At 64.8% G+C, this 13,780-nt stretch carries 14 protein-coding genes; 6 read left to right on the forward strand and 8 right to left on the reverse strand.

The annotated features are described in order from the left end of the window. Nucleotides 1-225: 225 nt before the first annotated feature. The 6 genes from EU800_RS28205 to EU800_RS28230 all read right to left on the reverse strand — a co-directional run bounded on the left by EU800_RS28205 (nucleotide 226) and on the right by EU800_RS28230 (nucleotide 4,221). On the reverse strand, nucleotides 226-969 hold the full coding sequence (locus EU800_RS28205; RefSeq protein ID WP_242500571.1) for a DUF1217 domain-containing protein: 744 nt from the start codon (nucleotides 967-969) through the stop codon (nucleotides 226-228). 41 nt (nucleotides 970-1,010) lie between these two features. Continuing rightward, nucleotides 1,011-1,415: a flagellar biosynthesis repressor FlbT gene (gene flbT / locus EU800_RS28210; RefSeq protein WP_129633183.1), complete on the reverse strand. Its 405-nt coding sequence runs from the start codon at nucleotides 1,413-1,415 to the stop codon at nucleotides 1,011-1,013. After that, nucleotides 1,412-1,792 carry a flagellar biosynthesis regulator FlaF gene (flaF, locus tag EU800_RS28215; protein ID WP_242500572.1) on the reverse strand — a complete coding sequence of 127 codons (381 nt, stop codon included), beginning with the start codon at nucleotides 1,790-1,792 and terminating at the stop codon, nucleotides 1,412-1,414. The genes flbT and flaF overlap by 4 nt, the downstream gene beginning before the upstream one ends. An 80-nt stretch (nucleotides 1,793-1,872) precedes the next feature. Further along, nucleotides 1,873-3,417 carry a flagellin gene (locus tag EU800_RS28220; RefSeq protein WP_129633185.1) on the reverse strand — a complete coding sequence of 515 codons (1,545 nt, stop codon included), beginning with the start codon at nucleotides 3,415-3,417 and terminating at the stop codon, nucleotides 1,873-1,875. A 212-nt stretch (nucleotides 3,418-3,629) separates the two neighbouring features. Next, nucleotides 3,630-3,974 (reverse strand): hypothetical protein, encoded by a 345-nt coding sequence (locus EU800_RS28225; protein ID WP_129633187.1) that lies wholly within the window; start codon nucleotides 3,972-3,974, stop codon nucleotides 3,630-3,632. Beyond that, on the reverse strand, nucleotides 3,967-4,221 hold the full coding sequence (locus EU800_RS28230) for a rod-binding protein (RefSeq protein WP_129633252.1): 255 nt from the start codon (nucleotides 4,219-4,221) through the stop codon (nucleotides 3,967-3,969). The genes EU800_RS28225 and EU800_RS28230 overlap by 8 nt, the downstream gene beginning before the upstream one ends. Before the next feature lie 1,841 nt (nucleotides 4,222-6,062). Here EU800_RS28230 and EU800_RS28235 point away from each other — a divergent pair. Then, a complete protein-coding gene (locus tag EU800_RS28235; protein ID WP_165354664.1) occupies nucleotides 6,063-6,599 on the forward strand; it encodes a flagellar hook-length control protein FliK in 537 nt (178 codons plus the stop codon). Between the two features lie 12 nt (nucleotides 6,600-6,611). Continuing rightward, a complete protein-coding gene (locus EU800_RS28240) occupies nucleotides 6,612-7,283 on the forward strand; it encodes a flagellar hook capping FlgD N-terminal domain-containing protein (RefSeq protein ID WP_129633191.1) in 672 nt (223 codons plus the stop codon). A 19-nt stretch (nucleotides 7,284-7,302) separates the two neighbouring features. On the opposite strand, the gene ubiB is transcribed toward EU800_RS28240, so the two are convergent. Both ubiB and ubiE read right to left on the reverse strand, forming a co-directional pair. Beyond that, nucleotides 7,303-8,835, reverse strand: a complete 1,533-nt coding sequence (gene ubiB, locus EU800_RS28245; RefSeq protein ID WP_129633193.1) for a 2-polyprenylphenol 6-hydroxylase — start codon at nucleotides 8,833-8,835, stop codon at nucleotides 7,303-7,305. Nucleotides 8,836-8,839: 4 nt separating this feature from the next. Next, nucleotides 8,840-9,592, reverse strand: coding sequence for a bifunctional demethylmenaquinone methyltransferase/2-methoxy-6-polyprenyl-1,4-benzoquinol methylase UbiE (ubiE, locus tag EU800_RS28250; RefSeq protein WP_129633195.1), 753 nt, complete (start codon nucleotides 9,590-9,592; stop codon nucleotides 8,840-8,842). Nucleotides 9,593-9,698: 106 nt separating this feature from the next. Between ubiE and mutM the strand changes: the two genes are divergently transcribed. The 4 genes from mutM (at nucleotide 9,699) to dnaA (ending at nucleotide 13,701) form a co-directional block, all read left to right on the forward strand. Further along, nucleotides 9,699-10,550 carry a bifunctional DNA-formamidopyrimidine glycosylase/DNA-(apurinic or apyrimidinic site) lyase gene (gene mutM / locus EU800_RS28255; protein WP_129633197.1) on the forward strand — a complete coding sequence of 284 codons (852 nt, stop codon included), beginning with the start codon at nucleotides 9,699-9,701 and terminating at the stop codon, nucleotides 10,548-10,550. A gap of 65 nt (nucleotides 10,551-10,615) precedes the next feature. Next, complete coding sequence (locus EU800_RS28260) at nucleotides 10,616-11,392, forward strand: enoyl-CoA hydratase (protein WP_129633199.1); 777 nt, start codon at nucleotides 10,616-10,618, stop codon at nucleotides 11,390-11,392. Between the two features lie 87 nt (nucleotides 11,393-11,479). Further along, nucleotides 11,480-11,746, forward strand: coding sequence for a 30S ribosomal protein S20 (gene rpsT, locus EU800_RS28265; protein ID WP_129633201.1), 267 nt, complete (start codon nucleotides 11,480-11,482; stop codon nucleotides 11,744-11,746). Between the two features lie 560 nt (nucleotides 11,747-12,306). Further along, nucleotides 12,307-13,701, forward strand: coding sequence for a chromosomal replication initiator protein DnaA (gene dnaA / locus EU800_RS28270; protein WP_129633203.1), 1,395 nt, complete (start codon nucleotides 12,307-12,309; stop codon nucleotides 13,699-13,701). Nucleotides 13,702-13,780: the final 79 nt, after the last annotated feature.

Consider the following 13,780-nt stretch of genomic DNA (forward strand, 5'->3'; position numbering starts at 1 on the left):
GAGATTCTCTGCATCCGCCCGACAGCTATCAATGCGGCGGCGAATACAGGCGCAGGCTGGGTCGCCACTCCGATCCGAACGCGGCGACTTCAGTCCGGTGTCCTCGCCGCGCACCCTTCCCGGGCAGCAGGCCCTTTGCGGCCGACTGGACCGGGGCGATGGCATGAAGCTGCGCATCGCGGGACATTGCGGAGACTTGGCAGGACGCTACCAGACGCCTGTGCCCTAGCGGCCGCTCACAAGGATCAGGGCCGCACTGGCCGGCGACATGGACTGAACTCCTTGCTTGAGTTCGGACTGGAGGAGGAAGGTCTGAACCAGTTTGTCGGTCTTCCCGTCCTCCGCGAATTGCGCGATGTCGCCGGAACCAAATTTCCGCTCCAGCTTTTCCTGAAATATCGTGAGCTGCTCGTCGATATCCAGCGCGGCAAGGGAAGAGGGCAATCCCAGCGCGGTTTCAAAGACGGCGCGCAGCGGAGGCGATCCCATGATCGTGTACCACTTCGCGTTGCCTCCCATTTCTTCCTTCGCAAGCTCCGCAAGTTCACGCTGCGCGTTCAGGGCAAGGCGGAAATCGTCATTCTGCTCCCCCACATCGATCTCGAACCTGTTCAATTCATAAGCCTTGGAGATCTCCTCCGCGAACCCGGCAAGGCCAGTGCGGCGCGCCTCCCCAGCGCCAAAGCCAAACGCCTCCGAAAGGGCGTGATAGGATTTGTCGGATAGCTTGTTCGCGAGCGAGTCCGGGTTCGACACGCCTTCTTCGAGGACCTTCCGGATGAAATAGGTGTTTCTGACGTCCTCCCCGAGGCCGAAGGCTCCCAGGGCCACGCGCAGAAGCCGCCTGTCCTTCATCAGGTCATCGACCGTTCTGACTTCTCCTATCTTCTCGGCGAAATACTCGGTGTCCGAGGTCAGACCCTCCTTGTGGGTCGCCTGTTGCGTTTCGAGCGTTCGGCTCAGAAACATCCACCCCGCATAGCCGCCCAGGGGAAGAACCGGCTGAAAGCTCACCTCCGGGCCGCCGCGAACAGGCGTTCTTCCCGCGGCAGCAGACCGCGCAGGGCCTTCAGCGCCTGGTAGTGCTGTCCTTCGATGATCGCGCTGGTCGCAAGGCCAAGTCGCTTCTGGCTGTCTGGATCGGTCAGAACCTGGCTGAGCTGTTCGATTCCGCGAAGCAACTGCAACTGTGCCTCCTCGGGATCGGCATCTCCCGAAAGCACGAGCTGCGTGATATAGCACACGCGTCGCACCGGCGTATTCGCGTCTTCGGGATGGATGGCATCGCGAAGTCGCAGGATATGCGCCTTTGGCGTCACGATGCTCAAACGGCTGCGAAGTTCGCCGTTTTCGATGACGGCGCCGTTGATGAGCACGCGCTCTTTCGGACCGAGTTTCAGAACGAGCCCGCTCATTCCTGGCCGCCTCCGCCAGCCAGACCGCGCATGACGGCCATGTTGATATCGACCAGTGGCTCGGCAGAGGCCTTGCGTTGCAGGACCTTGCTGCTGTGCTGGCCAACGAATTCGCCGAGATAGAAGAGTTGGGCGCGCAGTGACTGAGGCAGGGCGTTGCCCGTGTCGGCGACATCGACTGCGAGGATTCGCCAGAGGCGTCGGTTATCGTGCAATGCGCTGACCAGGGCATTGAAACTGCCGGGGTCGCTGTTTCGGGACGCGTCCCGAATCCGTTGGGTGATGCGCGCGAAGATTGCGTATTCGGTGTTGCGCGGGGTTCTGACAGGGGCTGCATTTGCCCCATAGGCCCTTTTGGCCATATCGACGGCGTTCACGGAGTTTCCTTCCGTTCAAGGTTCGGGATGTGCCGATACAGGGTGCCGAGGCGCGCCGTGACGCGCCCCGGCGGGGTGTCCTAGCGGAAGAGCGAGAGAACAGACTGCGGTGACTGGTTGGCAATGGACAGCGACTGGATGCCCAATTGTTGCTGCACCTGGAGCGCCTGCAGCTTGGCCGATGCTTCTTCCATGTCCGCGTCGACCATCGTACCGATTCCGGCCTTTAGGGAGTCAGACAGGCGTCCGATGAAGTCGGACTGGATCTCGATCCGGCTTTGCGACGACCCGAATTCGGCGGCAGCGTCGATCGAGTTCTGGATGAGCGTCTCGATATTGTCGAGCGCCGCGTCGGCGCCGGAATCGGTCGTTACGTCGATATTGTCGAGACCGAACAGGCCACCGGACGCGGTGCCGCCTGCCTGGCCGTTCTCAGACAGGGTCATGGTGGCGCCCGCCGTCGTGTCGGACCCGTCATAGTCGACCATGACGACCCACTCGCCGGCATCGTTCTGCGTGACCTTGGTGGCGACCCCGGTCTCGTTGCCAGCATCGATCGCCGATTTCAGGCCCTTGGCAACGTCCTCCATCGTTTCGCCCTTGCCGGCGATGTAGTTGAAATCGTTTCCGTTCACCGAAATCCGGTAGCTGTCACCGTCGTTCACTGCGGCATTCTTGTCCAGCACGACCTCTTCGGCACGCTGTTCGAGGATATTGCTGTTCGATCCGGTCGCCGCGGAGACGTTCTGGGTGGTATCCCCGTTGTTCACCGCCGCGATGGTGTTGGTGCCGCCGGAGTTCCAGGACACGTTGAAGGTTTCAAACGCGTTCGTGTTGATGATGTTTAACTGCCCGGTTCCGCCGGCATCCTCGTCCGCGGTAATCCCGGTCATGCCGAGCGCGTTGATCTGGCCGGCAGCGTCGAGCATCATCGCGTCGCGGTCTGCGTTATGTGCAATCGTGAGCGATTTGCCATTGATTGTCAGGGTGAGATCGTCGGTTCCGGCGCCAGCGATTGTCAGCTCGAGCTGGTTCGCCGCGCCCGTGCTGTCGATGGCGCTTGCGCTTGCCGTGATGTTCGCAGCGATCGCCGTGTCGCCGGTGCCATAGACGCCGGCGGTCGTGGTCAGGTCCTGCCTGGACACCGAAATATCGGACGCCTTGACGGTGCCGTCCGACGAACGGTCAAGCGATGCGAGGACGTTCACGTCTTCCGTACCCGTCACGAGGTTCAGTCCATTGAACTGGGCTGCGCCGACCACCGACTTGATCTGGTTGGTCAGCGCCTGGATGTCGGTCTGGATCTTTTCGCGGTCGACATTCTCTTCCTGGGCGGCGACGATCTTTCCCTTCATCTCGGTCAGGAGATCGGTCACGGTTTCCGCAGCGTTGCGGGCGACTGCGACCGTCGACTCGCCAAGCGCGAGGCTGTCCGAAATTCCTTCGAATCCCTTGACGTCCGATTCCATCACCTTTGAGATCGCCCAGACGGCCGAGTTGTCCTTGGCCGACGAGATCGACTTGCCCGTGGAGATCTCGTTCTGCAGCGAATTCAGGTTGTTGTTGATGCCTTTCAGGGTTTGAAGAGCAACCATTGAGGCAGTGTTCGTGAGGATGCTGGTCATTTTCCAATGTCCTTCCTTGACGGCGCTTTTGGCCGGGATCGGGGCCACCGGGACAAACCGGTGGAATTCAGCATTCTGCATCTTACGGACGACTCGCGGGCCGGTCGCGCCACCCTGGTTCGGGTGCTGGGCCCACGATGATGGAGACCAACTAATGGAATCCTAACCGCACAGGGTCCTAAACATTGGATTTTAGGCGAATTTCTTCATATTCAGGCACGTCGCGAGACAGTCGGGGACGCCTGCTGGAGATTCGTGAGATCCCCGCCGCGGGTATAGGTTTCAAGCCGGAGCAGCGCCTTCCTGATCTCCCGCAGCCGATCCGCCCCGGATTTCAGGCCCTTCCGCGCGGCCTCGAGCAGTCTGCGGTTGCGCTCTACGCTCCGACGAAGCTTGTCGAGCGCCTCCACCGACGGCTTATCCTCCGCTTCCAGGCGCTGCGCCAGATCCAGTTTGGCCGCTTCCAGGGATCCAATCGCGCCGATATCCCCCTTGAGCAGCAGATTCCTCTCCTCGTCGAGCAGTGCGAGAAGCTGCCGCAGCGTCGTGTCAGTCATGCGTGCGCTCCCGGAGTGAGTTGAAGATCGATTCAGCAAGACCGATGCCGCCGCGCGAGGCGATCCGGTCGGCCTGGATATTGCGCAGCAGGCTCGAGAACTGGTCCTCGCCCGCACCGCCGCCGAAGGCCTCCGGCGTGTCGCCGAGGCCGGCATGCTTCAGCATCTCGGACAGGAACGCGGCCTCGAGTTGCTGTGCGACCTTTCGCAGCCCGGCCTCCGTGTTGCGCGGCCCGTGCGGTGGCATCGCGACTCCAAGGTCGACAGGCGGAACAGTCATTTCCCGGTCTCCAGCAAGCTAAAACTTTTCGGATATTTACCGACCGCGGGTAAAGGATCGGTAACCCGACCCCGTCAATCTGCGTGCAATCTTAGCCAGAAGGCACGTGATCCATGCAACAGGCGCTCACCTTGACCCTCGTCGGGGCCGCAGTCGGAGATCCCGGGCGGGAAGCGAGACCGCGCGCCGAAAAGGGCGGCGCAAGCTTTGATGAGATCTTCGCCGTGTCGGGGAACCTGGCCGGTTCGGAGTGGCGCGATGCATCTGGCGCGAGCACGATCCGGGGCCGGGACGAAATGCCGCCCTCGGAGCCCGACCCGCTGCAGGCGGAAGTCGGATCGGCTGTGCCTGCGATCATGATGCTGGAGGGGGCAGTATCGGGCGACTCCCGATTGCCGCCGCGCGCGGACAGTCGGGAGGTCGCAATGCCCGGGCCATATCTGGAGCGCGCCCGAGGCGTGCAGCAACGCGCGGCGGTCGAACCGGGCATTGAACCACCGACGAAGACCGCCGCGACGCCCCTCGTCCCAGACGCCGACCAGTCAGGCAAACCTGGGGAGCACATCGCAGCGGTCGTGGCCGGATCGAAACCCGCAGCTCCTGTTGGCGCGGCAGACATGCCGGCCAAAGAGGATTCGGCCCCTGCCTCTGGTTCACTGACGCCGGCGGCCATGAACCAGAGGCCCGGCGTGCCCACGGGACCAACCCGAACCCGCCCGGCCACTAGTCCCGCTGAGACAGCCGCCGTCGGCGAAGGTGGGTCCGGGATCGACGTGACGAGCGATCGCGCGCGACCTCCCGCCCAGGCGATCGATCAGGCGCCCTCCGGCCAACATTCCGCGTCGGCTAGTCCTGAGCGCAGGGCGGGGCCGGAAGCGGAGATGCCGCTGCCGAATGTCCACAACGTCGCGCAACGGTCTCGACCCGCGGGGCAATCGACAGCAAGCGGCTCGTCTGCCGTCCCGCCGCACGCGTCGGACATGTCGCTGGCCGAGATCGGACAAAGACCGGATGCCGATTCGGTGCCCGCGCCAGGGCGGGAACCTCGGATGAGATCGGGCGATACGTCACGCCACGCGGAGGTCCTGACTCCGGACGGTCCGCTCCGCGACCCGTCCGGCGACGGTTCCGCCGGCCCGAAGCGGATGTCGGTGGGAGGTCCCCGGATCGTCCAACCGCCGGCTTCCGGTGAGCGCGAGGGGACCGGCGCGCGAAATCCTTCGGCGCGGGCATCGGACTTGGTGGCAGCCGCACCCCGGCCGCTGCATGAAGGCGGCGCGGCGGTCCCTCGCCCGGATAGCCTGATGCCGCGCGATCTCCCTAGATCGACTCCCGAGCCCGTCGATGCAGGCCGGGTAACGCCGGGCGCATCCGCTATGGACAATCCGGACGACGAGAGGGCCGATCCGACCCTCCCCCGCGTCACGACGCCTGCGCCCGCCGGGACCCGGGCAAACGCGCCCCAAGCGCGCCTGCCGGACGCCGAACTCCGGCAGGCGCAAACTTCCCGCAGCGACCCATCCCCGCCGTCGTCGCTTTCGATGGGGTCACCGCCGGCACGCACGGACGAGACTTCGTTTCAGGCACGGCTTTCGACACAGGACGTGACGCGCGAGGGCGACGCGGCACGAGAGGTCGAGCCTGCCCGCGGCGAAAGTCCGGACCCGTCATTTCCGGAAAGGCGCGACGCCATCCGGGGATTCGCCGATGCCGGGGCCGCGCGGCGATCGCCCTACTCGGCGGGCACCACCGCGATTCGGGCCGCCGTGGTGTCCGGAGAGGTGGTGATGCAGCGAGGACCAACCAATATGCCCGGGCCCCTGTTCTCGGACGACCCGGAGGACGTTCTGACAGGGGATGAACTCGCAGCCGCGATTCGCCTGCATGACCCGGCACCCCATGCCGCACGCCTGTCGGGCGCGCTGCCCCCGTCCGTCCGGACTGCGGCGGTCCTGCGGCCGGTGGCCGCGGCCATCGCGGAGCGGGTGACGCGCGGCGGGGATGGCAGCATCGACCTGCGCCTGTCGCCGCGAGAGCTCGGGACGCTGAGGATATCCTTTGTCGGCTCCGATACCGGCCTGAACGTCGTCATTCAGGCCGACCGCCCCGAAACGCTCGAGCTGTTCCGCCGCAATATCGATCTTCTCTCCCAGGACCTGCACGCTCTCGGATATGACGATGTCACCATGTCCTTCGAAGGCGACCGGTCGAACGATTCCGACCGGCCGGCCCGGACCGGAACTGCGGACGGGGCGGACGATTTCGACGCGGTGGATCCGAATGCCGATCGTCCCCCTCCTCCCGCGCCCGGCACGCCGCCGGGCAGGCTCGATCTCAGGCTCTGAAGGACACTCGTGATGTCGACAGTCTCTGCAACGAGTTCATCAACCACCGCCGGCCAGGCGAAAACGACCATGACGGCCGAGTCGCTCCTCGGGTCCGACTTCAAGACCTGGCTCACCCTGATGACCGCGCAGCTTCGCAACCAGGACCCGTTCGACCCGGTGGATTCGACCGAATACACTGCCCAGCTAGCCCAGTTCTCGGCCCTCGAACAGCAGGTTCACACCAACGATCTTCTGTCGGACCTGATCACCGTCTCCGCCTCCAACGACATGGCGGGTATGGCGGAATGGATCGGCAAGGAGGTGCGGGTGGTCGCACCGGCCGACTATGCCGGCACGCCGGTTCCGGTTCATGCGAGTCCGGATCCCACCGCCTATCGCGCCGAACTCGTGGTTCTCGACCGCTACGGCACCGAGGTGAATCGGTTGATGATCAATACCGGCGAGAGCGACCTGGAATGGAACGGCCGCGATGCGGCGGGCCATGATGTCGCCTGGTCAAGATATTCCTTCGAGGTCGAGAGCTTCGATTCCGACGGCGAACTGATCTCGACCCGCGGTGCGGAGATCTATGCCGACGTGCTCGAAGTGCAGAAATCCGGCGACCTTTATGCGCTGATGCTGCCGGGCGGCGTATCGGTCGGGACCGAGGAGATCTCTGCCGTGCGCAGCGCGGAGGGATGACAGGGTGGAAGCCCGACGGTCAGATCAGGGTGATGCCGAAGGCGACCGCCCCGGCGAAGGCCGCCCCCGCCGCGAACCACAGCCATCGCTTTCCGCCGCGATCGTCCTCGGCCGGCGGCGCCGACACCCGCGCCTGCCTGGCAAGCTGGTCCTGCGCGATCTCCGGCAGGCGGGGCGCGATATGCGACAGGATCCGGACCGTCCGCGACAGGTCCCGCAGGAACGCCCGCGGGCCGATACTCTTCTTGATGTAGTCCTCGACGACCGGGCGCGCGACATCCCACATGTTGATGTTCGGATAGAGCGAGCGCGCCACGCCCTCGACCACGACCATCGTCCGTTGCAGGTGGATCAGCTCCATCCGCGTCTCCATGCCGAACCGCTCGGTCACCTCGAAGAGATAGCTCAGCACCCGTCCCATCGAGATCTCGCCCGCCGACATGCCGAAGATCGGCTCGCCGACGACCCGGAGGGCGCTGGCGAACTCGTCGATGTCGCGATCCGCGGGCACATAGCCCGCCTCGAAATGCACTTCCGCGACGCGACGATAATCCTTCTGGATGAATCCGTAGATGATCTCCGCGTAGACCCGCCGCGTGTATTCGTCGAGCCGCCCCATGATGCCGAAATCGAGCGCAATGATATCGCCATTGGCCGCGATCTTCAGGTTCCCCTGGTGCATGTCGGCATGGAAGAACCCGTTGTGAAGGGCGTGCTTCAGGAAGAGGCCGAGGATCCGCTCGCCGAGCACCTTGCGGTCGTGCCCGGCCGCATCGATCGCCTCGAGCTCGTTACAGGACGGCCCTTCGGCCCAGTCGAGCGTCATGACCCGGCGGTCCGACAGCTTCCAGTGCATCTTCGGCACCCAGAAGCCTTCATCCTCCTTGGTGCTGGCCTCGTATTCGGAGGCGGAAGCGGATTCCAGCCGCAGGTCGAGCTCGCCGCGCACCGACCCGTGGAAATGCTCGATCACGGCGCGCGGATGCAGGCGGCGGGAGGCCGGCGCAAGGGTTTCGATGATCGTGGCACCGAGGTAGAAGGCATCGAAATCGCGCCGGAAATCGCGCTCGATATTCGGCCGGAGGACTTTGACCGCGACCTCCTGGCCGGTCTCGCGCAGCCGTGCCCGGTGAACCTGCGCGATCGAGGCGGCGGCGATCGGCTCGGAGAAATCCGAGAACACCGCGTCGATCTCGATTCCCAGCTCCTTCTCCACCGAGGCGATGGCGACCGCCCGCGGGAAGGGCGGCATCCGGTCCTGCAGGATCTTCAGTTGCCGCGAGAGGTCCTCGCCCACCACATCCGGGCGGGTCGAGAGGATCTGACCGAGCTTGACATAGGCCGGGCCCATCGCCTGCAACGCCCGAAGAAGCGGCGGCAGGTTCGGATCGCCCCTGTAGCCCAGCCACTTGAACGGCCAGCCGGCGGTGCGCGCCGCGATCCGGACCGCGACCGGCGCGTTGAAGGCCTCGAGCACGACACCCATGGCGCCGGTGCGTTCAAGCGTGGCGCCGGTGCGGATCAGGCGCCAGATGTTGTGGGGGCCGCGCAAGGGGTCAGAGCTTCCAGCCGGAGTGCAGGGCGACGACGCCCATGGTCATGTTGCGGTATTTCACCTGGTCGAACCCGGCGTTGCGGATCATCTCCGCGAAGCGTTCCTGGTCGGGAAACTTGCGGATCGAATCGACCAGATACTGGTAGCTGTCGCGGTCACGGGTCACGACCTGCCCCATCACCGGGATCACGTTATACGAGTACCGGTCATAGGCCCACTGCATCGCCGGGTTGGGCAATTGCGAGAATTCCAGCACCATCAGCCGCCCGCCGGGCCGGAGCACGCGGTAGGCCTCGGCGAGCGCGTCCTCGATCCGGGTAACGTTGCGGGTGCCAAAGGAATTGGTGACCACGTCGAAGGAATTGGCCTCGAAGGGCAGCGCCATCGCGTCGCCCACGACCCATTCGAGCCGGTCGGCGAGATGCTCGGCCTCGGCGCGCTTGCGGCCCTCGACCAGCATGTCCTCGGTCATGTCGCAGACGACCGCCGTCGCGTCGGGTGCGCGGCGCAGGAAGCGGAAGGCGATGTCGCCGGTGCCGCCCGCGACGTCGAGCAGGCGCTGGCCAGGCCGTGGTGCCAGCCAGTCCATCATCGCGTCCTTCCAGAGCCGGTGGATGCCACCGCTCATCAGGTCGTTCATCAGGTCGTAGCGCGAGGCGACGGAGGAGAAGACGCCATGCACCATGCCCTTCTTCTCGTGCTCGGGCACGACCTTGTCGCCGAAATGCGTTGTCTTGGGTGAGTCGTCGCTCATGGGACTTGCTCCCGCTGATTTTCACCCCTCCTTATAGGGCGCAGCCGCGGGGCTGCAATGGCGCGCCCCGGCAAGTGCGGCGAAGCGCGACAGGAAGGAGCCGGGCGTGCCGGAACTGCCGGAAGTGGAAACCGTGCGCCGCGGGCTGGAACCGGCGATGGCGGGTGTGCGGATTGCCGCCGCGGAGGTGCGCCGGCCGGAGCTGCGCTGGCCGCTGCCAGAGCGGATGGCAGAGCGGCTTTCGGGGCGGCGGGTGCTGCGGTTGCGGCGGCGGTCGAAATACATCCTCGCGGATCTCGACAGCGGCGAGTCGCTGCTCATCCACCTGGGAATGTCGGGGCGGATGACGATTTCCGGCGAAGCACCCGGAAGCTTTCACCGCACGATTCAGCCGCTGGAGCGGCATGACCACGTCGTCTTCCACATGGAGAACGGCGCCCGGATCGCCTTCAACGACGCGCGCCGCTTCGGCGCCATGGACCTGGTGGCAAGCGATGCCTGGGAGTCCCACCCGCTGCTCCGCGGACTCGGGCCTGAGCCGCTGGGAAATGCCTTCGACGGGCCGGGGCTGGCCGCGGCGCTGCGCCCCCGACGGACGCCGCTGAAGGCGGCGCTGCTCGACCAGCGCGTCGTGGCGGGGCTCGGAAACATCTATGTTTGCGAGGTGTTGCACCGCGCGGGCCTGTCACCACTCCGGCGCTGTGACCGAACGTCCGGGGCTCGCCTCGCCGCCCTGGTGCCGGTGATCAGGCAGGTGCTCGAGGCGGCGATCGCGGCCGGGGGCGCGAGCCTTCGCGACCACCGCCAGGCCAGCGGCGAGCTGGGCTATTTCCAGCACGATTTCCGCGCCTACGGGCGCGAGGGCGCCCCCTGCCGGACCGAAGGCTGCGACGGCAAGATACGTCGCGTCACCCAGTCCGGACGCTCCACCTTCTATTGCCCGAACTGCCAAAGATAGCTTGAAAGCCCTGACGGGGATGGTAACCCTTCCGTCCTGTGAAACCACGGAAAGGTTCCGCCAGCATGGCTTTCGAGACATTGATCGTCGAGATAACCGATCACACGTGCCTGATCAGGCTGAACCGGCCAGAAGCGCTGAACGCGCTCGACACGCAGATGCTCGGGGAACTCGGCCAAGCGCTCGCGGAGGCGGAGGAGAACGAACGGGTCCGCTGCATCGTCCTGACTGGGTCCGAGAAGGCTTTCGCCGCCGGGGCGGATATCGCCGAGATGTCGGAGAAGAGCTTCGTCGACGTGTTCAGCTCGGACCTTTTCGGCACCCAGGCCGAGCAGATCCTGCGCTGCCGCAAGCCGATCATCGCCGCGGTCGCGGGCTATGCGCTCGGCGGCGGCTGCGAGCTGGCGATGATGTGCGATTTCATCATTGCCGCCGAAACGGCCAAGTTCGGCCAGCCCGAGATCAATCTCGGCGTCATCGCCGGCATGGGCGGCACCCAGCGGCTGACGCGATTCGTCGGCAAGTCGAAGAGCATGGACATGCATCTGACCGGGCGCTTCATGGATGCCGAAGAGGCAGAGCGCGCCGGCCTCGTCTCCCGTGTCGTGCCGGCCAAGAAGCTGGTCGAGGAGGCGCTGGCAGCCGCCGCGAAGATCTCGCGCAAGTCGGCGTTGACGGTTATGGCGGTCAAGGAGGCGGTGAACCGGTCCTACGAGATGCCGCTGCGCGAGGGGCTCCTCTTTGAGCGGCGCCTGTTCCACGCGCTCTTTGCCACCGAGGACCAGAAAGAGGGCATGCAGGCCTTCCTCGACAAGCGCGAGGCGCAATTCCGGGACAAGTAGTGCCGCATTCGCTGTTGACTCGGAGAGGCAACCCGCCTAGAGACGCGGCTTCAAGAATGAAATCACCGAAATCCGGAACCCGATCACATGGCTAACACGCCCCAGTCGAAGAAGCGCGCCCGCCAGAACGAACGGCGCCATGCCATCAACAAGGCGCGTCGCTCGCGCATCCGGACGTTCCTGCGGAACGTCGAGGAGGCCATTTCCTCCGGGGATCAGGAAGCCGCCGCCATCGCCCTGCGCAACGCTCAGCCCGAGCTGATGCGCGGTGTGACCAAGGGCGTTCTGCACAAGAACACCGTGGCGCGGAAGATGTCCCGCCTGTCGTCGCGCGTGAAGGCCCTCGGCGCCTGAAATCTCGCGACATCACGGAATTTGAAGGATGTGTCCGAAAGGGCACATCCTTTTTCTGTATTGACGGGAAATTTACCACTTTTCAGGGGCTTCGGGCTTGACACGGGATTCGCCCGGGCAAAGTCGGAGTCAAGATCGAAGTTCAGTTGCACCCGCTTCACGCCAGTTGCTAGCGTGCTCCTGCGATTCATTTCGTCCGGGGGGACATGGATCGGACATATCGCGCAGCGGCCTTGGGGAAGTTCACCGCTGCGAGGATTGTGTCCGGATCGAGTTCTCGTTGGTTCGCGCCGTCGCGCGGGGACCGCGGGGATGGGACGGAGCGCTCGTGGTTGCTACGGGTCGCGTCGTCCATGTCCACAACACGAAAGAGCAGGGTTCCTGTCGGCATGCCCGATAGGAGAAACGGCTTGAGTCGGGTGATTTCTGCCCGGCATCACCGGCGTAATGCGCCGGCCTTGTTCGTGTTTTTCCGCTGACGCTTTGGGTTGCGCCAAAGATAAGGGACGCCGAGGGACACAGGCGATCCCATAAGAATAAGCGAAGCGGAAAAGGGCAAAATGACGGATGACACCTGGGGACGTGTGCAGCAAGATCTCTATCAGGCAGTGGGCAAACATAACTACGTAACCTGGATCGAGCCGCTCGAATTCGACGCGGCGGAGGATGGTGTCGTACGGTTTCACGTGCCGACCAATTTCATCGGCAACTGGGTGTCGCGGAATTTCGGCGACCAGATCCAGCAACACCTGCTGCGCGCCGGTGTCGCCGTCGAGCGAATCGAGTTCCACGTGCCCGCCGTCGGGACGCGGAAACCGGCCGGGTCTTTAGCCGCCGCGGCCAACGGTGCGCCGGCACACGTCGCCGCGGAGCCCGTGGCGGCCCCCGCGGAACCGCGCGCGCGCCCCGTCGACCTGCCGGGCGCTCCGCTCGACAAGCGTTTCACCTTCAACAAGTTCGTCGTCGGAAAGCCCAACCAGCTCGCCCATGCCGCCGCCCGGCGCGTCGCCGAGGGCAGTTCCGTCAGCTTCAATCCGCTGTTCTTGTATGGTGGCGTCGGCCTCGGCAAGACGCACCTGATGCACGCCATCGCCTGGCAGCTGCAGACCGACCGGCCGGACCTTCGGGTCGTCTATCTCTCCGCCGAGCAGTTCATGTATCGCTTCGTGCAGGCACTCCGCGAGAACGGCATGATCCAGTTCAAGGAACTGTTCCGCTCGGTCGACGTGCTGATGGTCGACGACGTACAGTTCATCGCCGGCAAGGATTCCACCCAGGAGGAGTTCTTCCACACCTTCAACGCGCTGGTCGACCAGGCCAAGCAGATCGTCATCTCGGCCGATCGAGCGCCGGGCGAGATCAAGAAGCTCGAGGAGCGGATCGCGAGCCGGCTGCAATCGGGCTTGGTGGTGGATCTGCACCCGACCGATTACGAGCTGCGACTCGGCATCCTCCAGCACAAGGTCGAGCAGTATCGCGAAAGCTATCCGGGCCTGGCGATCCAGGACGGCGTGCTGGAATTCCTCGCGCACCGGATCTCGACCAATGTCCGCGTGCTCGAAGGAGCGATGACCAAGCTCTTCGCCTTCGGCTCGCTGGTGGGTCGCGAGATCACGCTCGACCTGACGCAGGACTGCCTCGCCGACGTGCTGCGCGCCTCCGACCGCAAGGTCACCGTCGAAGAGATCCAGCGCAAGGTGTCCGAGCATTACAACATGCGGATGTCCGACATGATCGGGCCGAAACGGCACCGGACGATCGCGCGACCGCGGCAGATGGCGATGTATCTGTCCAAGCAGCTCACCGCGCGGTCGCTGCCCGAGATCGGCCGCCGCTTCGGCGGGCGCGACCACACCACGGTGATGCACGCGGTCAGGCGGATCGAGGAGCTGAAGGCGGTGGACAACCAGATCGCGGAGGACCTCGAATTGCTGCGCCGGATGCTGGAGGCGTGAGCCCTGCAAAGCAGCGTTCTGTGGCCTTTAGGCACTTGTGCCGCGAAACGAAAGCGATAGGGTGACCTTCCCGGGGAAT

Source organism: Tropicimonas sp. IMCC6043 (genome assembly GCF_004146235.1).
Taxonomy (GTDB): domain Bacteria; phylum Pseudomonadota; class Alphaproteobacteria; order Rhodobacterales; family Rhodobacteraceae; genus Tropicimonas.

Excerpts from the sequence above, each read along its gene's own strand:
- EU800_RS28230 (WP_129633252.1), bottom strand. The coding sequence starts at position 4,221 with ATGCCACCGCACGGGCCGCGCAACACGGAGGCCGGGCTGCGAAAGGTC.
- EU800_RS28220 (WP_129633185.1), bottom strand. The coding sequence starts at position 3,417 with ATGACCAGCATCCTCACGAACACTGCCTCAATGGTTGCTCTTCAAACC.
- EU800_RS28240 (WP_129633191.1), top strand. The coding sequence starts at position 6,612 with ATGTCGACAGTCTCTGCAACGAGTTCATCAACCACCGCCGGCCAGGCG.
- rpsT (WP_129633201.1), top strand. The coding sequence starts at position 11,480 with ATGGCTAACACGCCCCAGTCGAAGAAGCGCGCCCGCCAGAACGAACGG.
- EU800_RS28205 (WP_242500571.1), bottom strand. The coding sequence starts at position 969 with ATGTTTCTGAGCCGAACGCTCGAAACGCAACAGGCGACCCACAAGGAG.
- EU800_RS28235 (WP_165354664.1), top strand. The coding sequence starts at position 6,063 with ATGCCCGGGCCCCTGTTCTCGGACGACCCGGAGGACGTTCTGACAGGG.
- dnaA (WP_129633203.1), top strand. The coding sequence starts at position 12,307 with ATGACGGATGACACCTGGGGACGTGTGCAGCAAGATCTCTATCAGGCA.
- EU800_RS28225 (WP_129633187.1), bottom strand. The coding sequence starts at position 3,974 with ATGACTGACACGACGCTGCGGCAGCTTCTCGCACTGCTCGACGAGGAG.
- flbT (WP_129633183.1), bottom strand. The coding sequence starts at position 1,415 with ATGAGCGGGCTCGTTCTGAAACTCGGTCCGAAAGAGCGCGTGCTCATC.
- EU800_RS28260 (WP_129633199.1), top strand. The coding sequence starts at position 10,616 with ATGGCTTTCGAGACATTGATCGTCGAGATAACCGATCACACGTGCCTG.
- ubiE (WP_129633195.1), bottom strand. The coding sequence starts at position 9,592 with ATGAGCGACGACTCACCCAAGACAACGCATTTCGGCGACAAGGTCGTG.